Source organism: Paenibacillus sp. ov031, from assembly GCF_900143165.1.
Lineage (GTDB): Bacteria > Bacillota > Bacilli > Paenibacillales > Paenibacillaceae > Paenibacillus > Paenibacillus marchantiae.
In genome coordinates, this window is the sequence record NZ_FRDO01000002.1 from 50920 (window position 1) to 73976 (window position 23057).

Consider the following 23057-nt stretch of genomic DNA (forward strand, 5'->3'; position numbering starts at 1 on the left):
AAGCCGCTCCTGCCAGATGTGCAAGAACGGCCCGCCTTGTCAGTTATTATCGTGATGCTGTATATGCATAATGAAATTAGTTTTTGTTTTGTTCCACACCGGAATTTACTTTCAAACGTAATGCATTCAGGCGGATAAAGCCCGTTGCATCCCCTTGATCGTAGGCTTGTGTTGGATCAGCTTCCATCGTGGCAATGTCCGGGTTGTACAGGCTGACAGGGCTTTTCACACCTGCGCCGATGATGTTGCCTTTATACAGTTTCACACGAACGGTACCTGTTACATTTTTCTGGCTTTCAGTCACCAGCGCTTGCAACGCCAGACGTTCTGGTGCGAACCAGAAGCCGTTGTAAACGAGTGTGCTGTAACGTGTAATCAGGCTATCACGCAAATTCATGACTTCGCGATCCATCGTGATGGATTCCATTTTGCGGTGAGCAGTGAACAGAATTGTTCCACCTGGTGTCTCGTATACGCCACGGCTCTTCATGCCAACGAAGCGGTTCTCTACCATGTCCACACGGCCGATACCATGTTTGCCACCAAGTTCATTCAGTTGCTCCATCACTTGCAGTGGGCTCAGGCGCTCACCATTCAGTGCAACACAGTCACCTTGTTCGAATTCAAGTTCAACATATTCCGCTTGATCCGGCGCATCTTCAGGTGCACTGCTAAGCAGGAACATGTCTTTGTTCTCGTCCGCACTTGGATCGAACCAAGGATCTTCGAGCACGCCGCTCTCATAGCTGATATGCAGCAGGTTACGGTCTGTGGAGTATGGTTTAGCCGCCGATGCGGTTACCGGAATGCCGTGTTTTTCTGCGTAAGCGATCATCTCGGCACGTCCAGGGAACTGATTGCGGAATTCTTCCAGACGCCAAGGCGCGATGACTTGGATGTCTGGTGTCAACGCAGCTGCGTTCAACTCAAAACGAACCTGATCATTCCCTTTACCCGTAGCGCCGTGAGCAATCGCAGTAGCGCCTTCTGCACGAGCGATATCCACCATACGTTTAGCGATCAGTGGACGTGCGATACTTGTGCCAAGCAGATACTGTCCTTCATAAAGGGCGCCTGCTTGGAACATTGGATAGATGAAATCTTTGGCGAACTCGTCGCGCAGATCGTCGATGTACACTTTGGAAGCGCCTGTAGCGAGAGCTTTTTCCTCAAGGCCGTCCAATTCATCCTTTTGTCCGATATCCGCCGTAAATGCGATAATCTCCGCATCATATGTTTCTTTCAACCATTTCAAAATTACAGATGTGTCCAACCCGCCTGAATACGCGAGTACAATTTTTTCTTTAGCCATGTTCAATGGTCCTCCCCAAGATCAGTTGCTATAAACTTTTATCTATCATCGCGAAATCTGCGCCTAAAATCAACCCATTCAGGCAAACAGCATCTATTCGCTCATTAACGCAGCCATCAATGCTTTCTGCGCATGCAGTCGGTTCTCCGCCTGATCAAAGATCAGGGAGTTAGGTCCGTCAATTACCCCAGCACTCACTTCTTCTCCGCGGTGAGCTGGCAGGCAGTGCAGGAACATATAATCCGGCTTCGCGCCTTTCATCAGTTCCTCATCGACCTGATACGCAGCGAATGCTTGTTCACGAATCTTCTGTTCCTCTTCAAAACCCATGCTCGCCCATACATCCGTATACACGATATCCGCATCTTTCACAGCTTCCTGAGCACTGTACGTTACAGTCACCTGTGAGCCGCTCTCCTGTGCAATGCTGCGCGCCTGCTCTACAACTGCGCTGTCAGGCTCATAGCCTTCCGGAGTCGCTACTGCAACATGCATACCCATCTTCGCTGCACCAAGCATAAGGGAATGAGCCATGTTATTGCCGTCTCCGACATAAGCCATTTTCAGACCTTCCAGCTTGCCTTTGTGCTCCAGCACAGTTTGGAAGTCTGCGAGTACTTGGCACGGATGTGCTGCATCGCTCAGTCCGTTAATAACCGGAATATCCGCATGTTGTGCCAGTTCAGTCACATTATGGTGTCCAAAGGTACGAATCATGATGCCGTCCAGGTAACGTGACAGGACTTTGGCTGTATCATGTGTCGTTTCCCCGCGACCGAGTTGGATATCATTTTTGCTCAGGAAGAGCGCGTGTCCGCCCAGTTGGAACATACCGACTTCAAAAGATACACGCGTACGTGTAGATGATTTTTCAAAAATGAGTCCGATCGTTTTGCCTTGAAGTGGCTGATACGGCACACCGTTTTTCTGTTTGCCTTTAATCTCAATCGCAAGGTCCAGCAAATAGCGAATTTCCTCTGCTGTATAATCTGTAAATTCAATGAAATCTCGGCCTCTAAGATCGACCTTCTGTACCTTTTCCGTCTGTTGCGCTTGTGTCATGTTAGTGTTGTCCTCCTTATTTCCGGTTCCCTGCACCCGCATGGGCAGAAAAGTGTAGAAGGTTGATATCTTGCCATCCGACTACTCACTTTCATCTTCCGCTAGTTTACCGCGCGGCTACAGGGATTCATGATTCATCATTTAGTTCCGCTTCGAGGCCCATGAAGGCCCCGAGTCAGAAAGGTTGTATAAAGCCTTATTAAGCGTTCTTCGCCGCCACATGCTCTTCAATCAACGTAGCTACCAAGGATACCGCCTCATCGATCTCTTCCTTGCTCACATACAAGTTTGGAAGCAGACGAATGACATTCGGTCCTGCGGAAACAAAGAGAATGCCTCGTTTCTGACCAGCAAGCACGATGTCGCCTACCGCTTCAGCACATTCGATTCCAACAAGCAGACCCAAACCCCGAACTTCTTTTACAAACGAATTACCAGCCAAACGCTCCCGCAGAGAGTTCATCAGGTATTCGCCCATTTCAGCTGCACGCTCTGGCAAATGATCTTCGAGCATGGTTTCAATCGTTGCAATGACCACAGAAGAAGCAAGCGGTGTACCGCCAAACGTTGTTGCATGACTGCCCGCAGTAAACGCATCCTTCAAATAACCTTTACCCAGCATCGCACCTACAGGGAATCCACTACCAATACCTTTGGCTACCGTGAAAATGTCCGGCTCAATGCCATAATGCTCATGCGCGAACAGTTTGCCTGTACGTCCCATTCCGGTCTGTACTTCGTCTACAATCAACAGCAGTCCGTGCTCTTCACACAGTTTGCGAACGTGGTGGACAAAATCTGGTTTGACCGGATGCACGCCACCCTCGGCTTGCACCATCTCCAGCATAATCGCTGCTGTATTGGGTCCGATCGCCGCTTCGAGAGCCGCTGTGTCATGCAATGGTACGGTTACGAATCCGGCTGGCAATGGCAAAAATCCTTCTTTCACCTTATCCTGCCCAGTTGCTGTCAAGGTTGCAAGTGTCCGTCCGTGGAAAGACTGGGCAAATGTAATAACTTCGTACCGACCTGTGCCTTTTACCTTCTGGTGATAGCGACGCGCCAGTTTGATTGCCGCTTCATTCGCTTCTGCACCACTGTTACAGAAGAATACAGCGTCTGCGCACGTATTTGCAGTCAACAAAGCCGCTGCTTTTTCCTGACCGGGAATCTGGAACAGGTTGGATACATGCCACAGCTCATCAATCTGAGCTTTCAGCTTGGCTCCGACTTTCTCCGGTGCATGGCCCAGACTCGTTACAGCCAACCCGCACATGAAATCAAGATAACGATTGCCTTGATCATCCCACAGCCAGCTGCCTTTACCTTTGACCAAACTGATTGGATAACGGGCATACGTTTGGAAAAGAGAGCTTTCCGTCTGTGCCGCTGCACCTGTCGCTGCTACGCCCGCTACTGCTGTGCCAGAACCTGGCTGTTCATTGCCTTTTGCCATCACCTATCACTCCTATTGGTTGGTGCAACGGCAATCATATAAGAGCTATAATTTACACTAGACCACTCCGATTGCAGGACCATCTTTTGAACGTACGCATAATCCACTTCGATGACAGAACAACCTTTCGATCGCTGTTATCCCCGGATTTTTTTGATTGATCCTTAAAGGGGAAAATCCGGGGATAAAGGCGCACGCTTCGCTTCTTCAGGTTATTTCTGTCCTCTACGTTATGCATTTTTATTCTTCAGATTGGTTCTGCACCCTACGTTATTGTGTGTGTAATATTAGATTTCTTATATAAAAAAGCGATGCACATATTTTTTTATTTACTATAAGACCATGAAGACACTAGCCCACTGAGAATAATTATTGCATACGGATAATTCGGGTTCCGATCGTTTCTCCGCCGAGCACACGGCTCAGGATCTGTGGTTCGCTGCCATCTACGATGATGACCTCACGCACTTTGCCGTGAATACAAGCGATCGCTGCGCGCACCTTTGGAATCATGCCGCCATAGATTTCTCCGGTTTGGATCATATCCTCAATTTCCTGTACAGAGACGGATGGCAGTACTTTTTTCTCGCCGCCTACATTCTTCATGATGCCAGGGACATCGGTTACTACGATCATCCGACTCACTCCGAGATGGGAAGCTACCGCACCTGCGGCTGTATCCGCATTGATGTTATAACGCTGACCGGATGCATCCACACCAACTGGCGCGATAACTGGCATATAACCCATTCCCACAATACCTTGAATAATCTCCGCGTTAACGCCCGTCACGTCACCTACCCAACCAATCTCTGAATGGTTGCTAACCGGTTTCGCCTGGATCAAACCACCGTCCACACCCGACAATCCCAGCGCACGTCCACCGACACTTTGGATTAGACGTACGATCTGTTTATTAATACTCCCCGCAAGAACCATCTCCACGACGTCCAGCACGGGTTCCGTTGTTTTGCGCAATCCGTTCACAAACTCGGTCTCAATGCCCAGCTTCGCCAAATTATCCGAGATCGCAGGGCCGCCGCCATGTACGATGACAGGCTGAGTTCCCTGGGACTGCAAGTCACGCAGATCTGCAAAAAAGGATTCAGGCAACGCCGCCAGCGTGCTTCCTCCACATTTCATTACAAACGTCTGCTTCTCGGCACCTGCTTCAGTTCCGGTACTCTCATTTTGCAATGTTGAATTCATGAGGGCACTCCTTTCGTTCAAATATTCTTAAAGGCCTAACACTTAATAAATCCAGATTAGACGGGTCTAGCCGTTACAAATTCGGATCGTTCTTTTGATCGCTGTTGTCTCCAAGTTTTTTGGATTCCCCTTCTCTAAGGGAACTCGGAGACAAAGGCGAACGCTGCGCTTCTACAGAATCGATTCCGACTTTTTCACTATCCCCGTCAATGATCAAACTCAAAAAGTTTAATCCTTATAGATGTTCTACATATTTTTGTAAAGCAGCTTTTCAATAATGAAGCTGCTAGATTAACTAAACTAACCACAAAATATTACGTGCGGTATGCCGCGTTGATTCGTACATAGTCGTACGTCAGGTCACAGCCCCAGGCGATGGATGTTCCCTCGCCGTGGTGCAGATCGACCACAATACGTACGGTATCAGTCTGCAAGTAGGCCAGCGCGGCTTCTTCGTCGAATACGACTGGACGGGATTGTGCAAGTACAGCGATTTCTCCCAGACGGATATCCACCGTCTCCGGGTTCACCGGCTGTCCTGCGCGTCCTACGGCTGCGATGATTCGTCCCCAGTTGGCATCTGCGCCAAACATCGCGGATTTCACCAGGCTGGACCCAATGACGGTCTTTGCAATAGCTTGCGCAGATTCATCACTTACGGCACCCGTTACCTGTACTTCTACCAGCTTGGTTGCTCCTTCACCATCGCGTGCAATGGCTTTGGCAAGCACCTCACACACATAAGTAAATCCGGCAGCAAAAGCTTCCCAATCCGGATGTTCCATGGTCAGTTCTTCATTACCTGCCAGACCACTGGACATTGCTACCAGCATGTCGTTCGTGCTCGTATCTCCATCCACTGTAATCATGTTAAATGTATGATTGGTCGCCTGGCGTAACAGCCGCTGCAACGCTTCTGCACCAATGACCGCATCAGAGGTCATAAAGGCCAGCATGGTCGCCATATTCGGATGAATCATCCCCGATCCCTTGGCGGCACCGGCAATGGTAATCGTTTTGCCGTTCACCTCAACGGAGACGCAGGCTTCTTTTTTCACCAAATCGGTTGTCAGAATAGCTTGGGAAAAATGCTCTGCTTCTTCTGCTTCCTTGCCCAAACGTGCCGGAAGTCCGCTAATCCCCGAGTGTACAGCGTCCATCTTCAGCAATTCACCAATGACACCTGTAGAAGCGACAGCAACATCCTCTTCTGCTACTCCCAATTCACGTGCAGCCGCCGTACGCATGGCGTAGGCATCCTCTTCACCTTGTTGTCCAGTACACGCATTGGCATTCCCGCTGTTCACGATGACTGCCTGAAGGCGTCCATTGCTCAAGCTCTCACGTGTGACTTTCAAAGGTGCAGCCTGGAACACGTTCGTTGTATACACCGCAGCTGCAGTTGCCGGCACGTCACAGCGGATCGCTCCGATATCGTTACGAGACGTTTTTTTCAATCCGCAGTGCAGTCCACCAGCAGTGAACCCGTGCGGGGTTACAATCGTTCCGTTCTCAACTATTGTAAAAGCCTTTTGCTCCACATTTGTTCCCATATGTTATCCCCCGTTATGCGTTCGGCTGCATGCCGATTGTCCGCTTGCTTTGCCTGATCCGTCTTCCCCACATGGTTTCGGAATTGCGTCAAGACACTCTCCCAATGATTCAACCCTTATGGATATACCGGCGTCATGTTCAGCCCGAGGTTCTCCTCCCATCCCATCATCAGGTTCATATTTTGAATGGCTTGCCCGGATGCACCTTTCACCAGGTTGTCGATGACCGAAATAATCGTCAAACGACCTGTACGAGGGTCAGCCGCAAATCCGATATCACAATAGTTCGATCCGTACACTTCCTTCGTTGAAGGCCAGATCCCCGGCTCACGTACACGCACGAACGGCCGATTCTCATAATATTTGCGATACAGATCAACGATTTCACGGTCACTGTGTTCACCAGTTAGATTGGCATACATCGTACTCATAATTCCACGAGTCATCGGTACCAGTTGAGTTGTGAATGTTACAGTGACTGGAGTTCCAGTGATATTCCCCAGCACTTGCTCAATTTCAGGAATATGCTGATGTTTGTTCAGTTTATATGCTTTGAAGTTCTCATTCATTTCTGCATAATGATTCGTCAAACTTGTTCCCCGTCCCGCACCCGACACTCCAGATTTGGCATCAATAATAATACTGGAAGGATCAATCCATCCTGCTTCAACAGCTGGAATCAATCCGAGTAACGTAGCCGTTGGGTAACAGCCTGGGTTGGAAATAAAGTTCTTGCCCTTCACTTCGTCGCCATACACCTCTGCCATGCCGTATACCGCCTGTTCCAGCAATGATGCAGATGGTGCCGGATGTTTATACCACTCTTCATACACCGTTCCATCCTTGAGTCTGAAATCTCCAGACAGATCAATGACCTTAAGACCCGCTTCAAGCAGACTCGGAACGAGCTTTGCGCTTACACCAGACGGGGTTGCTGTGAACACCAGATCTGCACGACTTGCGATCTCAGCCGGGTCTACGCCGTCGAGTGGCCTCTGAATCACGTCCGTCAAATGCGGGAATCCATCTGCAATGGACTCACCACTGCTGGATGAAGAGATTACCGAAGTAATTTCAACCTGCGGATGGTTCTGGAAAAAACGAATCAGCTCCACCCCGCCGTAGCCGGTGGAACCGACGATTGCCACTTTTAATTTGTTATTCACTCTCGCTCCCCCAATCTTGTCGTATGCGCTACTTATACTGTTCTCCTGCTCCCAAAGAGCTTTCATACAGCAATTCCGTCGCTTCTATGCATATTTGTGTATTATTATACGACTCTAGTTATATAAATACAACACTCTATCATCAATTTTACATGGATTCTCATCACTTCCGAACATATCTTTCCAACATCTGCGGACGAACCCGTATACTTCTGCTAAAATACGTATTATAGGAAACATTACAACCAGGATCTAATTCATAATCAATCTACACGATGAAGGGTTTATGAATGGATTCATGATGGTCATTATGAGACATGGGGGACTACAGTGCATATCGAATCCATTTTACTTGTTGTACTCCTGGGCCTGAATATTATTTTCGCTGCAGCGGTCGTTTTCTTCGAACGAAAGGATGCCAGTGCATCCTGGGCTTGGCTGCTCGTCTTGAACTTTATTCCGGTGTTCGGGTTTGTACTCTACTTATTAACAGGGCAAAACCTGACGCGCTACCGACTTTTCCAGTGGAAAGAGCGCAAGAAGCTTGGGCTTGAAGAACGTATTGCTGCCCAGCTTGCACAGCTGCAAGATAATAGAACACCTTTCCGTAATCAAGCGACAGAGAGTAGTCAGGACATGATATATATGAACCTGAAGCAAAACGATGCTCTGTTGACGGAAGACAATGCGGTCGAGATTATTACCGACGGAACAGACAAATTTCAGCGGTTGCTCGATGATATTGAGGCAGCGAAAGATCATGTTCATGTGCAATATTACATTTATAGAGGCGACCGACTCGGTAAAAGAATCCGGGATGCACTTATTCGTAAAGCGCGCGAAGGTGTCAAAGTTCGTCTGCTGTATGACGCGCTGGGATCACGGCGCGTATCCAAACGTTTTTTCAAAGAATTGCGCGAAGCAGGCGGTTTGGTTGAGGTCTTTTTTCCATCCAAATTCAGTCTGATCAACCTGCGTATGAACTACCGAAATCACCGTAAAATCGTCATCATTGATGGCAACCTTGGATATACAGGCGGGTTTAATGTAGGGGATGAATATCTCGGGTTGAATTCCAAGTTCGGTTACTGGCGCGATACTCATTTGCGTATTCAGGGTAATGCTGTTCATGCTCTTCAGACCCGTTTTCTTCTCGATTGGAATGAAGCGTCTAAGCAGCACGATACACCATATGTTCCGGCGCATTTCCCTCATATTGAGGGCACAGGGACAACTGCCATGCAGATTGTATCTAGCGGACCGGATGCAGAGACAGAGCATATCAAGAACAGTTACCTGAAAATGATTAATGGAGCCAAACATTCGATTCTGATTCAGACGCCTTATTTTATTCCAGATGCCAGTGTATTCGAAGCCATTCGTCTTGCGTGCCTGTCAGGAATCGATGTTCGCATTATGATTCCAAATAAACCGGATCACGCCTTTGTATATTGGGCTACGCTATCTTATATCGGTGAGTTGTTAAAAGTGGGAGCAACCGTGTTCATCTACGATAACGGCTTTATTCATGCCAAAACGCTCATTATCGACAGTATGGTCGCATCTGTGGGAACCGCTAATATTGATTACCGCAGCTTCCGATTGAACTTTGAGGTAAATGCATTTATGTATGACGAGGCGATTGCGACTACTCTTGTGCAGACGTTTGAGCATGATCTTCTTGTATCCCGTGAGATGACGCTGGAGGAATACAATAAACGCAGTGTGAAGATCAAATTTAAAGAAGCGATTTCTCGTCTGCTGTCTCCGATTCTGTAAATACAGTAGTTATAGCAGATACAGTAAGTAGTACAGTGATTTTCGTTCCAAAAGACAAAACAAAAAGCAGGTACTTCCTTTCCAGCTATTTCTGGTGGAGGAGTACCTGCTTTTTTAGATTATATATTTACTTTCTTATAAGTTAAACGAATGACCTCTAGAGTGCTCTCCGTTATCATGTGAATGTGTTAAGTTTGATTTATAGAGTGCCCTACTCGCTGTACCTTACAATTCCCCACGCTTAAAGCCTTCGCCCAGTACTTCATGCGCATTGCTAATAATGACAAAAGCCCCAGGGTCCACTGACCGAATTAAAGCTTTTAGTCTCGGCACCTCATTCTGTCCAACGACCACCATCAGTACGGTTCGCTGATCATCGGTGTAACCACCTTTTGCCTCCAGCTTCGTCAGTCCGCGATCCAGATCATCCAGAATCACCTTCGTAATCGGTTCGGTCTGGTTGGAAATAATATAAGCTACCTTGGAGTTACCAAGCCCCATCTCGACGGCATCAATGACTTTTCCAGTAACGTATAACCCGATCAGAGCAAAGAGTGACTGCTCCAATGACAATACAAAGGCTGCCATAATAATGACCATAGCATCCATCATCACAACGCAAAGAGAGTAACTCAGTCCGCTGTATTTCTGAACGATTCTGGCCAGAATACTCATGCCCCCTGTTGAACCTCTACCTCGGTATACAATTCCAATCCCGAGACCAACCCCAATTCCTCCATAGAGAGAACCGAGCAGTGGATTCGTTGTTGGAATGGCCCAGTCTTTCGTAAGATATACAAACAGTGGCAGTACAACGCTGCCGAGTACAGAACGTATACCATACTGCTTGCCAATCAGGAGAAAACCCGCGATCAGAAGTGGAATATTAATAGCCCACTGGGTGTATGCCGGCTCAAGTCCCAGCCAATGTTTGCCTAATATCGATAACCCGGATACCCCGCCTGAAGCAATCTGGTTCGGAAGTAAAAATAAATTAAAGGCCACGGCAATCAAAAACGAACCTAAAATAATGGATACGGTATCTACAACGTTTCTCCATGGGCCGTTCAGGGGAATGAGCGTGGTTAACCTCTTCTTGCGGTTATTGTGTAACTGCTGTTGCTGTTGCATGTCATCTTGCTCTCCTTTTTTGTATATATGCTCAAAAAAAAGCCCCTGTATACACCCAGCATACGCCTACACGTATCGGGTCTATACAGGAACTTTTGATTAATCGGTATCTACTTTAATCTGGCTGCGCAAATAACCATCGATGAATCCATCGAGGTCGCCATCCATTACTGCTCCTGTGTTTCCAGTCTCCACGCTCGTACGGTGATCCTTTACCATACTATAGGGATGGAACACATAGGACCGAATCTGGCTACCCCACGCAATATCCGACTGTTCTCCTCGGATTTCGTCCAGATGTTGTTTTTGTTCCTCAATTTTACGCTCATACAATTTGGAACGAAGCATCGTCATCGCGCGCTCACGGTTCTTGATCTGTGACCGTTCATTCTGGCACGTTACAACCACACCTGTTGGAAGGTGAGTAATCCGTACGGCTGAGTCGGTGGTATTGATATGCTGTCCACCCGCGCCACTCGCACGGTACGTATCGATCTTGAGATCTTCTGTCCGAATGTCCAATTCAATGGTGTCATCAATCTCAGGAACCACATCACAGGATACGAAGGAAGTATGCCTGCGTCCTGATGAGTCAAAAGGTGAGATCCGCACCAATCGGTGGACACCCTTTTCGGCTTTCAGATACCCATAAGCATTATGCCCCTTGATGGATAGCGTGACACTCTTGATGCCTGCTTCATCTCCTGCCAGATAATCCAGCACCTCAACCTTGAAGCCACGTTTCTCGGCCCAGCGAGTATACATCCGCATCAGCATCTGTCCCCAGTCCTGTGACTCGGTACCACCAGCACCCGGGTGAAGCTCGAGAATCGCATTCATCTTGTCATACGGCTGATTCAGGAGAAGCTGTAGCTCGAACGCTTCTACCTTGCTTACGATGGCTGTCACGCTGTTGCCGATCTCCACAGCCAGATCATCGTCGCCTTCCTCGTCAGCCAGTTCTGCCATCATCACCGCATCGTCATAATCCTGCTGCAGCTTGGTGTATTGATCCACAGATCCCTTTACCGCGTTCAGCTCAGCGATTAAAGATTGTGCCTTATCATTATCATCCCAAAAATCCGGGGCGGACATCTTCACTTCGAAGTTCTCAATCATCTCTTGCTTAAGATCTAAGTCAAAGAGACCCCCTAAGATTTGTTAGTTTCTTGCCTATTTCACGCAGGTCCTGCTTCACGCTTGGATCGATCATGTGCAATTCCTCTTTTCATTAAGATAAGCTCCCCGCATCCAGGGCATTCCTCTAGATCAAGTATCCGATACTTCACCTTGGAGTCTAGGTTACCTTTATATCGGCAATCCTCTTCTCCATGATCATGGTCACATAGTTATAACTATGCACCAATTACAGGTTATGCATCCTTCACTTGATCATTTGGAATACCCGGCTGCAAGGAGCCGTTCATGTCATTCTATTTAAGTTGATCCAGCATTCGTTACACCTTACCACTCCAATTGCAATAGCATCTTCCGATCGCTCTTATCCCCAGATTTTCTCGATTCCCTCTCACAAGGGAAAAATCCGGTGATAAAGGCGAACGCGTAGCTTCTCCAGATTGCTTCCGCACTCTCCGTTATGGTGTAAAAAATTCAGATCCAACTTATACACAGGGTAATATAAGAGAGTCTACTCTTGACCGTGGCAGTGTTTAAACTTTTTGCCGCTGCCACATGGACAAGCATCGTTGCGTCCGATTTGGTCAGACACTTTTACCGGACGTTTCTCTGTAGGTTCGCCGCTTGTCGAGATCTGGCTTTCGTCAACAACCGCTTGACGCTCCTGATTGCTCTCGATTTGTGCTCTCATCACATAAGTTGCCACTTCTTCCTGAATCGAAGCGATCATCTGATGGAACATTTCGAAGCCTTCGAACTGGTACTCACGTAGTGGATCTGTACCACCGTAGGCACGAAGGTGGATACCTTGACGCAATTGATCCATTGCATCAATATGATCCATCCATTTGCTATCTACTGCGCGAAGCACAACCACTTTCTCGAACTCACGAACCATCTCTTCACCGATTCGCTCTTCACGTGCATTGTACTTGTTCTGAACTTTCTCAAACAGGTAGTCGATAATCTCTTCTGCTTCTTTGCCCCACAGATCATCTTTCGTTACAGAACCTTCATCCAGCAATTTGCTGTTCATGTAGTCGGCAACTTCCTGCAGTTCCCAGTTTTCCGGAATGTCATCACTGCAATGAGCTTCCACAATACGTTCAATGGAAGGTTTGATCATATCCATAACGATCTGTTTAATATTCTCGGACTCAAGCACCTCGCGGCGCTGTTTATATATAATTTCACGTTGTTGGTTCATGACATCATCATATTGGAGAACGACTTTACGTACGTCAAAGTTATTACCTTCAACCCGTTTTTGTGCCGACTCTACCGCACGGGTAATCATCCGGCTCTCAATCGGTTGGTCTTCTTCAAAACCAAGACGCTCCATCATGTTCAGTACATTGTCTGCACCGAAACGTCTCATCAGTTCATCACCCAGTGACAGGTAGAACTGTGTAGAACCCGGGTCACCCTGACGTCCAGCACGTCCACGCAGCTGGTTATCAATCCGGCGAGATTCATGACGCTCTGTACCGATGATATGAAGGCCGCCCACTTCAGCTACACCTTCGCCCAGGATAATATCTGTACCCCGTCCAGCCATGTTGGTTGCAATTGTTACTGCACCCGCTTGTCCGGCTCCTGTGATGATCTCAGCTTCCTCAGCGTGATATTTGGCATTCAATACCTGGTGACGGACACCACGGCGTTTCAGCATATCAGAAATACGCTCGGAGTTTTCGATGGAGACCGTACCAACCAGAACCGGTTGGTTCTTGCTGTGACGTGCAACGATTTCTTCCACAACCGCGTTGAACTTGCCATCGATGCTCTTGTACACCACATCAGCCATATCATCCCGTTTGTTCGGACGGTTGGTTGGAATCTGCAATACTTCGAGACCGTAGATTTTTTTGAATTCTTCTTCCTCGGTCTTCGCTGTACCCGTCATTCCCGCGAGCTTGCGGTACATCCGGAAATAGTTCTGGAATGTAATTGTAGCAAGAGTCATGCTCTCGTTCTGTACTTCAATGCCTTCTTTGGCTTCGATCGCTTGGTGCAATCCATCGCTATAACGACGTCCTGCCATCAGACGGCCTGTGAACTCATCGACGATCAGTACTTCTTCATCACTCACCACATAATCGACATCACGACGCATGATTACGTTAGCTTTCAATCCCTGTACGATGTGATGGTTGAGCGTAACATTGGCATGATCATACAAGTTTTCGATACCAAATGCTTTCTCCGCCTTCGCCACACCAGCTTCAGTCAAAGCTACGGATTTCACCTTGATGTCCACCGTAAAGTCTTCTTCTGGAACTAGACGTTTCACGAAACGGTCAGCTGCATAGTACAGGTCCGTGGATTTCTGAGCTTGTCCGGAAATGATCAGAGGTGTACGTGCCTCATCGACCAGAATGGAGTCCACTTCATCAATGATACAGAAGAACAATGGACGTTGAACCATCTGCTCTTTGTACAACACCATGTTGTCACGCAGATAGTCAAAGCCAAATTCATTATTCGTTCCGTACGTAATATCACATGCATAAGCATGTTGTTTCAAAGCATGGTCCATACCGCTCAGGTTAACCCCTACCGTCATGCCCATGAATTCATAGATTTGTCCCATTTCCTGGCTATCCCGTTGAGCCAAATAATCATTGACCGTTACCACGTGTACACCTTTGGACGTCAATGCATTCAGGTATACCGGGAGTGTTCCTACCAGTGTCTTACCTTCACCCGTCTTCATCTCTGAAATCCGGCCTTCATGAAGGGCAATGCCTCCGAGCATCTGTACGTCATAGTGACGTTTGCCCAGTACACGGCGAGATGCCTCACGTACGGTTGCAAATGCTTCAGGAAGAAGTTCATCTGTTGTTTCTCCCTTTTCAATGCGGGCACGGAATTCATCCGTTTTGGATTTCAGTTGTTCATCAGACAGAGCCTGAAATTGTGGTTCCAGTTTATTGATCACATCGACTGTCTTCATCAGACGTTTAACATCACGTTCGTTCATGTCGCCGAAGATCTTTTTGACAAGTCCTAGCATGGTATACCCCTTTCGTGCAAAACAGAATAGACCCCCTGTTGCCGCCGCGCGACACCATCGGATGGATATGCATCCACTTGCCCGGGGGTGACAAACGATATAAAAAATAATATAAATGAATCAACTCCAGGCTTGCCAAGGTTCCCTCATGAAGCTGATTCGGTATTCAACCGGATCCGGTTATTAGAAATAAGCCGAATACCGAGCCTTATGAATCATGTTCATGGTGCTGTGCCTGTCATTGATTATGATTAGCGATCATTCGTTGACAATTCCTCATCAGGACAATGATTCTCTTGCATAAATTGTAACAGTTTGTAAGGGTCGCCGCAACACGCCACGGCACACTTCTTTGAACTTCTGAAGCCTCTCCGATGGAGTTTAAGTGCAAAAAATCATAGTCGTTAGCGGAAGCCCTTGATTCTATCGTTTCATTTTCCAGTTAGATAAGGCATGTTAACGAATTTTGGTGGTAAATTTGGATGAAAATCTCAATATAGAGAAAAAGAATACACCTTTAACGACTTCTCCGCAAGCACTGAAAATTTTGCTTTCACTTTGCACGGATTGGTCTCATTCCTACTATCTATTAGACGCAGTAACATGGGAAATAGTTTCACAATCTTGCTTCAGCGACTTTTTCCAGCCCATCCACGCACAAAAGAGCCCCATCCCATAAAGGATGGAGGCTCTTGTTAGTTTAATCCAATACAGGAATCCAAAGTATCCCTGTCTTCATTCGTTATCATTAAGGAATCATTTTACATTTCAATTCATTAGTTCAACCTTGTTCAATCAAACCGTATTTACCATCGTTCCGTTTGTACACAACGCTGACTTCTTCGTTCTCAATGTTGGAGAATACGAAGAAATTGTGGCCGACCATGTTCATTTGGAGGATAGCCTCTTCCACGTCCATTGGTTTCAACATAAACCGTTTCGTCCGTACCACTTCCAGGTCATCATCTTCGGTCTCCGTATCCAGTTCAGCGGTAGCCACTGTACCTGTCGGATCTTCGACGAAGAGCGTTTTCAGGCTGCCTTCCTGGCGGAACTTACGGTTTATTTTCGTTTTGTGTTTACGGATCTGACGTTCCAGCTTGTCCACCACGGAGTCAATGGAAGCGTACATATCGTCGCTCTCATCCTCGGCGCGGAGCACAATGCCTTTCAAAGGGATCGTCACCTCTACTGTATGCAAGCCTCTCGTCGTGCTCAGGGTAACAGCACCGTCAGAGTTAAGGGGTGCATCGAAATACTTCTCGAGTCTACTCAACTTTTTGTCGACATAATCCTTCAAAGCATCGGTAACCTCGATTTGTTGACCTCGAATACTTAAATTCATAGGGCACTCCTCCTTTTCCTTTGCCACTTCATTATAACACGAATGTAAGCGCCATGTAAAAACTCCCGGTGACCGAATAATGACATCTGTTCAAGCCACATCAGCCAACATAGGCTTACCGCCATATTTCGCGATATTTCACCATTTTGAGGCATAATCGTTAAATAACATGGATTGTCTTACTAGGCGCTTGATGATGTAATTAACCGTTTCCGAGCTCCTTCAATCTATTATGTAAAATGAATACAAACTATGTCTTGAATCTATCAAAATCATAAGAATAATGTTCTATGGCTGATTCTCAAATTTCGAATCTATTAAAACAAAAAAAGACCCCGGAAAAACCGGAGTCTGATGCTAGCGATAATTCAATTGGTAACCATCTAACCATATATGTAGGTCGGATTGTCCGGATGATTATAATTTGATTACGTTAGCTGCTTGCGGTCCACGCGCGCCTTCGACGATATCGAATTCTACGGATTGACCTTCTTCCAAAGTTTTGAATCCTTCGGATTGAATTGCGGAGAAATGTACGAATACGTCGCCGCCGTCTTCAGTTTCAATGAAACCGTAACCTTTTTCTGCGTTGAACCATTTTACTTTACCTTGCATGCACTAACATTCCCTTCGTCATCAAATGAAGTGAAGCTTTCGGCCTTAACCTCTGCCCACAATTCAGATAATACCATCCAAAGTTATCCATTGTCAATTGGTAACGTAAATGTTTTCTTGGAATTTTTTGTAGATTAGTTGAGGATTGTGTTGAATGGTGGATTTACTATTATTCTACACATAATATATTGTTGTAACAATCTTCATTGTATTAAAAATCCACCCTAGCAATACCCTTTTACACGAAAAAAAATAAGAATAAAATAGTATGAAGTTTAACTTCTTTCAAATTCATTCTCCTTGTGTGATAAGAAGCCTAAACAAGAATAGTCAAGAATTTAGAACGTCTAACTAAAGAAGTTCCCTATTGATTATGTCTTATGTTAAATGTCAAGATCACTTAAATTTGCAAATTTAATAAAAGTATAACAACCTTAAATATCATACTATTTTGTGATTCTTGCAATTTTTTAGGTTTATCAGTAAAAATCAAAGAAGGAACAACTGGTCTAAATTCATTTCAGCTGTTCCTTCTTTGATTAAATCTAGCTTAAATATGCGTCGTAGTAATACTTCTCCTAAACCACACTTTAAGAGACATCTGTAATAGACATCAAATTTCCTTGCGAAATATCTTCACAGCATCAACTACATCCTTAACATCAGTATCTGTCATTTTGGGAAACAGCGGGAGTGTAATGGCTGTCTCATAATATCTCTCCGCATTTGGACATAATCCCTTTCTATATCCTAACTTCTGATAATAAGGTTGTAGATATACCGGGATATAGTGGACATGTACGCCAATATTCCGATTGCGTAATGTTTCAAAGATTTCTCTTCTAGAGTAACTGAAATACTCAGGTAAAAACCGGACAACATATAGATGCCAGCTAGAATTAGCCTTCGGGTGCTGATACGGTAATACAAGCCCAGGAATCTCTGCAAGTTCCCTGTTATATATCTCAACAATCTCCCTGCGTCTTTGTACAAAATCGTCCAACTTATCCATCTGAGACACACCTAGAGCGGCTTGTATATCTGTCATTCGATAATTATAGCCCAGTGCATGCATTTCGTAGTACCAAGGACCGTCATTTTGGGTCATCTCATCCGGGTTACGAGTCATACCATGACTCCTAAATTGAATTAATTTCTTATAAAAAGTCTCATTGTCAGTCACGATAATTCCACCTTCTCCGGTCGTCACATGCTTTACCGGATGAAAGCTGAACATCGTCATATCTGCCCATGTTCCAATCTTTCGTCCATCATAGTCTGCGCCTAGCGAATGCGCCGCATCTTCAATCAAAATTAGATTCTTTTCTCGGGCAATATCCAATATTCGATCTATTTCGACAGGTTGTCCTGAAAAATCAACTACGATAATTGCTTTGGTGCTAGGAGTGATTTTGGTCTCGATCTGGTTAGCATCTATATTGTAAGTTTCCATATCAATATCACAAAAGACCGGGGTTCCACCTTGATAGAGCACACAATTGCTGCTTGCTAAAAAAGTTAAGGGGGTGGTTATTACCTCATCTCCCAGTCCAATTCCAGCAGCAAAACAGGCACCATGCAATGCTGCTGTTCCGTTGGTAAAGGCCACAGCATATTTAGCCCCAACGTAATTGGCCACTTTTTCTTCAAAAGCTTGAATGGCTGGACCTTGTGTAAGAAAATCACTTTTCAACACTTGGATAACAGAATCGATATCGCCTTCATCCAGCCATTGCTGACCATAAGGAAGCATGTTTGGTCTGTGTTGATTTGATTCACTCATGACTTGCCTCCTTCAATAAACAAGTAGTTCCTCACTAGAAAAAGCTATTGAAGACCTCCTTGGGTAATCCATTCCCTTGTCCGAGAAATTCCTTCTTCAAGTGTCACTTCTGGCTCCCAATTAAGCAATTGTTTTGCTTTCGAAGAATTGCATAAAAGCTTCTCAATTTCGCTCTGAGGATGAATGTGTTCCACGTGCTTAATTCTGGCTGGATCCTTTACAATTAAGTTGGCTAAATCATTAACTGAAATATCCTTGCCCAAACCTGCATTGACAACTTCCCCATTTACAGCATCACTAAATCCTGCCGAAACAACAAAGCGAGCGCAATCCTCAACATACAATAGATCCCTTGTTTGAATCCCAGAGCCATAAATATTAAGAATTTTTCCATCTATTTCATTTTTAATGAAAATTGCAACTACTCCGCCTTCGCCACCCGTCTTTTGAAAAGGACCGTATGTATTGAAAGGACGAATAACCACAGTAGGTAATCCATAAGCATAATAATAGGAAAGAACCATATTTTCCGCGCTAATCTTGGCACCCGCATAAGGAGATGCAGGTTTGGTCGGATGTAACTCATCAATACCCTTTTCATCTGCACAACGGTCATAAACCATGCATGTACTCATAAAAACTACTTTTGTATTGTGTGCCCTACATTGCTCAAGGATGTTAAATGTTCCAATTGTATCATTGTTAAAAGTAGTGCGTGGATCGTCAATAGAATCTTGTACATTTATGGATGCGCCCAAGTGATAACAGATCGAGAATTTATGGTTCATAAATAGTTTTTCAAGCAATGCCTCATCCATGATTGTTCCCTCTATAAATCCTTTAAGGTTTGGATGTTTGTCAAACTCGACAATATTTGAAACAGAACCGTTAGATAAATCATCCAATAACCATACAGAATGACCTTCTTCCAATAAACGCTTAGCCACCCAACGTCCGATAAAACCAGCGCCTCCAGTTAGCAAAATATTGTGCTTCATTTTAAGTAACCTCCAACGTAAGTAGATTAATTAAGCCTAGCCAAAGAAATCCCAATTTAATGGAGTTCCTTTGGGAATATCTCTGTTCACTCTTTTACCAATCAAAAAATCATAATGTTTAGGCTCAAGTCCATATCCCGGTCTAATTATTCGTACGTTATGTGGGGACAATAGCTCGCCAGCTTTAATATTTTCAGAAGTATATATCGAACGTCTAAATTTCATTGAGTCTTTTTCTGTTTCAGATGCACCATAACTAATATGACCTAGTGCTTCCCAAGCCCTCTTTGACTCTTGGACCAATTGTTTCATTTCCTTAGGCTCCAATGAGAAGGCCGAGTCCACTCCCCCATCGGATCTTGATAATGTAAAGTGTTTCTCAATCACAGTTGCCCCGAATGCTACGCTAGCAATTGCCACGCCTATTCCTTGCGTATGGTCAGATAACCCTACTTCGCAACCAAAGAGATCCCTCATATGAGGTATTGTCATTAGGTTTGTTTGTTCAGGTGATGCAGGATAAGTACTTGTACATTTTAATAATATTAATTGGTCATTGCCATTATCTTTAACAGTTCTAACTGTTTCATCCAAATCTGCCACTGAAGCCATGCCTGACGAAATTATAAGCGGCTTACCTAACGCCGCAACTTTCCGTATAAGAGGAATATCGGTATTCTCAAATGAAGCTATTTTATATGCTGGTACATTAAGCTTCTCTAGAAAATCCACAGCACTATGATCAAATGGCGAACTGAAAACGATTAATCCTAATTCATCACATCTTTTAAAAATAGCTTCATGCCACTCCCAAGGAGTGTGCGCTTCACTGTACAACTGATACAGAGATTGCCCTTTCCATAAACTATTTTGTTCATTAATGAAAAAGTCACCCTTATCTAAATTCAAAGTCATTGTATCAGGAGTATACGTTTGTAGCTTTATAGCATCAACTCCAGCATTAGCCGCTTCCTCTACAATTCGGATAGCTCTATCAAGCGATTTATTATGATTACCTGACATTTCGGCAATTATAAATGGTGGCACCTCTTTTGAGATAATGCGATTAGAAATGTCTAATGTTTTCATCGTTGTTCTCCTTATGTTCTTTAGCAATTCCGATCAATTGAGATACAGGTGTGTCCCACCCTTTATCCAAATAATCGGCATATTTTTTTTTGTCTTTTACATAGTGGAAACTGCCTTCAGATTTATCTTGGGCTTTGCCTGTATTTATATTTGTCCTAATGTTAATCCACTCTCTTATAAAGAGCTCCTCTATTTCTTTTATCAATCTTTCATAACTTGTACGTAAAGTATCACTATTTTCTAAAGCGACTTCTTTTTGAACAATTATATCTCCCGTATCCAAATTCTCATCAACGTAATGGATGGTAACGCCTTTTTTAGTGTCCTCCACTATACTCCAAAAGTTCGGATCTGCCCCTCTATTCCAAGGCAAATAAGAAATATGCAAATTCACTATTCGTCTTTTAAACATATTAATAATCTCAGCGGGAATTAAATAACGATACCCAAAACTCACAATAAAATCTACCATGTGTAAAATCTCGCTTTTTTCTTGAAGCTTTTCTTCAAAAAAAATAATAGTATCATTATATGTTTCAAACAACTTCTGTTTGATCATATCATTACTGGGTCCCAGCCAGAGTACTCTCATCTGCATCTGTCCACCCTTTCAAAAGCATTTTTACTACTCTAGAGACCCCTAATCCATCAACTACAGAACGGGCTTTAATTCTTCTTCCCTCTAAATCCACTACGTCATACAAAAGGTTTCTTAGTGCCTTAGATATTTCTAATTCGGTAATCTCACTCGATTTGCCAAGATAGTGATCAACACCAAACTGTTCACACTGCAAAGCAATGGATACTTGGTTATCAGCTACTGTAATTATGAGTCCAGGCAGTCCCATACAATATCTTTCCCACGTTAGGGAGCCTCCCGAACATATAGCAAGATCCGATTCTATCATTATACGTGCAATAGATGGAGGTTGTACAAAAAGATTAAGGTTCTCAGATTCACCGCATATTTCTTGTAGAACTGCTTTATCCGTATTAGACTCTCCAACAACAACATTCACCTTTAAGCTACTTCCTTTTAACATAGTATGAAGAACATTTACAACCCTTAAAGTTTCACTAGTAGGATCTGTTCCTCCAAAACACACAAATATTGTTTCAATATTGCTTCTACTACTATAATGTACAGTACTATTTAATACTTCTTTGAATTCATTTCGAAGCAACGAATACTCAGGTCCAATAAGTCTGACTGTACTATCCAGCAATAGACCGTCATATTTCATCTGATTATTTTCATGCAAATTCGTATCAATTAGAACATGACAATCATGCTTTCTATTCGCCAAGTCATCAATAACTACCATTTTACAACAGGAGTTTTTAACTTCTCTTTCCCAAACAAAATCAATATTATAGCTATCAATAATAAACCAGTCATCTTTCAGAACACCAAATTCATTAACTAATTGAGCGATGGTTTGTTCTGCATCTTCTATTGACCCTGCTGGATAAGAACAATTCAACTTCAATAATCCGAATCCTTTACGTTCAACAATTTTTCTCAGATGTTCAGTGATCTCTCTACAAACAAATACTATATTGAAACAAAAGAGAGAAAGCTCCTCACTTAAAGACAAGCAACGCATCAAATGTCCTGTACCTATCTCTTTTGAAGCATCAGCTCTTATAAAGATTCTCATCTTTAATTCATCACCTTTTTTTGCTCAATATGACAGTTTATTTTATGCAATTCAGGTTTGCACTCCATTAAAGAAATAATATTTTTCCAATCATATATTTGTTTAGACTCATATAAATAACAATATATACTCTCTATTAACTTCCAGTCCTCTACGGTATCAAGAGTCCAACGATATTTTGAATAGTCAATATCATTAAGATAATCATATATCTTGAATTCAGTTTTATTATTATATATATATGGCGTGACATGCTCTCTAAAAGAAGGTGAAGACGCGTTTAGAAAGGCTTCTTCTAAGGCTTGTATAGAGAATATTTCAGCATCAAGCCCCCGAGGAAAGGTTCTATTAATTGTATTACTCACATAATCATAATCTTTGTTGTTGAACTGTGAAATCATGGAGGATACTATGTTACTATCAATAAGTGGACAATCTGACGTAATTCGAATGATAGTTTCAGCCTTACAGGTAAGCGCTGCTCTGTAATATCGATCAAGAACATCATTTTCGCTGCCTCTAAAGACATTTATACCAATTGCCTTTGCTTCATCTACAATAATATCATCCAATGATGACTCTGTTGTTGCTATTACAATTTCATTTATATCTCCTATGGAGCTGATTCTATCTGTTACATGTTGAAGGATAGTCTTCCCAAAGAGCTTTTTCATTACTTTTCCTGGTAAACGAGTGGAACCCATTCGGGCCTGAATAATTACAACAGTCTTCAATTAGGCTCCCC

At 44.3% G+C, this 23057-nt stretch carries 19 protein-coding genes; 1 reads left to right on the top strand and 18 read right to left on the bottom strand.

Going from position 1 to position 23057, the window contains the following annotated elements:
- Positions 1–76 precede the first annotated feature (76 nt).
- From BUA17_RS10590 to argC, 7 genes are all read right to left on the bottom strand, one after another.
- Complete coding sequence (locus BUA17_RS10590) at positions 77–1312, bottom strand: argininosuccinate synthase (protein WP_063567516.1); 1236 nt, start codon at positions 1310–1312, stop codon at positions 77–79.
- 93 nt (positions 1313–1405) lie between these two features.
- Complete coding sequence (gene argF, locus BUA17_RS10595) at positions 1406–2374, bottom strand: ornithine carbamoyltransferase (protein ID WP_072733580.1); 969 nt, start codon at positions 2372–2374, stop codon at positions 1406–1408.
- A gap of 199 nt (positions 2375–2573) precedes the next feature.
- A complete protein-coding gene (locus tag BUA17_RS10600; RefSeq protein ID WP_072733581.1) occupies positions 2574–3830 on the bottom strand; it encodes an acetylornithine transaminase in 1257 nt (418 codons plus the stop codon).
- 369 nt (positions 3831–4199) lie between these two features.
- Positions 4200–5039: an acetylglutamate kinase gene (gene argB / locus BUA17_RS10605; protein WP_072733582.1), complete on the bottom strand. Its 840-nt coding sequence runs from the start codon at positions 5037–5039 to the stop codon at positions 4200–4202.
- A 73-nt stretch (positions 5040–5112) separates the two neighbouring features.
- Positions 5113–5262: a hypothetical protein gene (locus BUA17_RS31165; protein ID WP_170867829.1), complete on the bottom strand. Its 150-nt coding sequence runs from the start codon at positions 5260–5262 to the stop codon at positions 5113–5115.
- A 91-nt stretch (positions 5263–5353) separates the two neighbouring features.
- Positions 5354–6592 carry a bifunctional glutamate N-acetyltransferase/amino-acid acetyltransferase ArgJ gene (gene argJ, locus BUA17_RS10610; RefSeq protein WP_072733583.1) on the bottom strand — a complete coding sequence of 413 codons (1239 nt, stop codon included), beginning with the start codon at positions 6590–6592 and terminating at the stop codon, positions 5354–5356.
- Positions 6593–6708: 116 nt separating this feature from the next.
- Entirely contained in the window at positions 6709–7758 is a 1050-nt protein-coding gene (gene argC / locus BUA17_RS10615; protein WP_072733584.1) for an N-acetyl-gamma-glutamyl-phosphate reductase, read from the bottom strand.
- A 330-nt stretch (positions 7759–8088) separates the two neighbouring features.
- On the opposite strand from argC, the gene cls reads away from it, so the two are divergent.
- Positions 8089–9537, top strand: a complete 1449-nt coding sequence (cls, locus tag BUA17_RS10620) for a cardiolipin synthase (RefSeq protein ID WP_072733585.1) — start codon at positions 8089–8091, stop codon at positions 9535–9537.
- Positions 9538–9762: 225 nt separating this feature from the next.
- Here the strand turns inward: cls and BUA17_RS10625 are convergent, their stop codons facing one another.
- The 11 genes from BUA17_RS10625 to BUA17_RS10675 all read right to left on the bottom strand — a co-directional run bounded on the left by BUA17_RS10625 (position 9763) and on the right by BUA17_RS10675 (position 23046).
- The gene (locus BUA17_RS10625; protein WP_072733586.1) at positions 9763–10668 is read right to left on the bottom strand and encodes a YitT family protein; all 906 of its coding nucleotides are present in this window, start codon (positions 10666–10668) and stop codon (positions 9763–9765) included.
- Positions 10669–10767: 99 nt separating this feature from the next.
- Positions 10768–11881, bottom strand: a protein-coding gene (gene prfB, locus BUA17_RS10630) for a peptide chain release factor 2 (RefSeq protein ID WP_097115779.1) whose coding sequence is annotated in 2 segments (ribosomal slippage) — positions 10768–11808 and positions 11810–11881 — 1113 coding nt in all. Because the reading frame shifts where the segments join, the coding sequence is not laid out codon by codon here.
- Positions 11882–12316: 435 nt separating this feature from the next.
- A complete protein-coding gene (gene secA / locus BUA17_RS10635; protein WP_063567525.1) occupies positions 12317–14821 on the bottom strand; it encodes a preprotein translocase subunit SecA in 2505 nt (834 codons plus the stop codon).
- 781 nt (positions 14822–15602) lie between these two features.
- On the bottom strand, positions 15603–16166 hold the full coding sequence (gene raiA / locus BUA17_RS10640) for a ribosome hibernation-promoting factor, HPF/YfiA family (protein WP_072733587.1): 564 nt from the start codon (positions 16164–16166) through the stop codon (positions 15603–15605).
- Positions 16167–16583: 417 nt separating this feature from the next.
- Entirely contained in the window at positions 16584–16781 is a 198-nt protein-coding gene (locus BUA17_RS10645; protein ID WP_024631599.1) for a cold shock domain-containing protein, read from the bottom strand.
- A 613-nt stretch (positions 16782–17394) separates the two neighbouring features.
- Positions 17395–18564 (bottom strand): UDP-4-amino-4,6-dideoxy-N-acetyl-beta-L-altrosamine transaminase, encoded by a 1170-nt coding sequence (pseC, locus tag BUA17_RS10650; protein WP_072733588.1) that lies wholly within the window; start codon positions 18562–18564, stop codon positions 17395–17397.
- A 44-nt stretch (positions 18565–18608) separates the two neighbouring features.
- Positions 18609–19562 (bottom strand): dTDP-glucose 4,6-dehydratase, encoded by a 954-nt coding sequence (locus BUA17_RS10655; protein WP_072733589.1) that lies wholly within the window; start codon positions 19560–19562, stop codon positions 18609–18611.
- Positions 19563–19598: 36 nt separating this feature from the next.
- Complete coding sequence (gene pseI, locus BUA17_RS10660; RefSeq protein WP_072733590.1) at positions 19599–20651, bottom strand: pseudaminic acid synthase; 1053 nt, start codon at positions 20649–20651, stop codon at positions 19599–19601.
- Entirely contained in the window at positions 20629–21243 is a 615-nt protein-coding gene (locus tag BUA17_RS10665; RefSeq protein ID WP_072733591.1) for a formyl transferase, read from the bottom strand. Before BUA17_RS10665 ends, pseI begins: the two co-directional genes overlap by 23 nt.
- Positions 21215–22312, bottom strand: a complete 1098-nt coding sequence (pseG, locus tag BUA17_RS10670; RefSeq protein ID WP_072733592.1) for a UDP-2,4-diacetamido-2,4,6-trideoxy-beta-L-altropyranose hydrolase — start codon at positions 22310–22312, stop codon at positions 21215–21217. The genes BUA17_RS10665 and pseG overlap by 29 nt, the downstream gene beginning before the upstream one ends.
- A 2-nt stretch (positions 22313–22314) precedes the next feature.
- Positions 22315–23046, bottom strand: a complete 732-nt coding sequence (locus tag BUA17_RS10675) for a cytidylyltransferase domain-containing protein (protein ID WP_072733593.1) — start codon at positions 23044–23046, stop codon at positions 22315–22317.
- Positions 23047–23057: the final 11 nt, after the last annotated feature.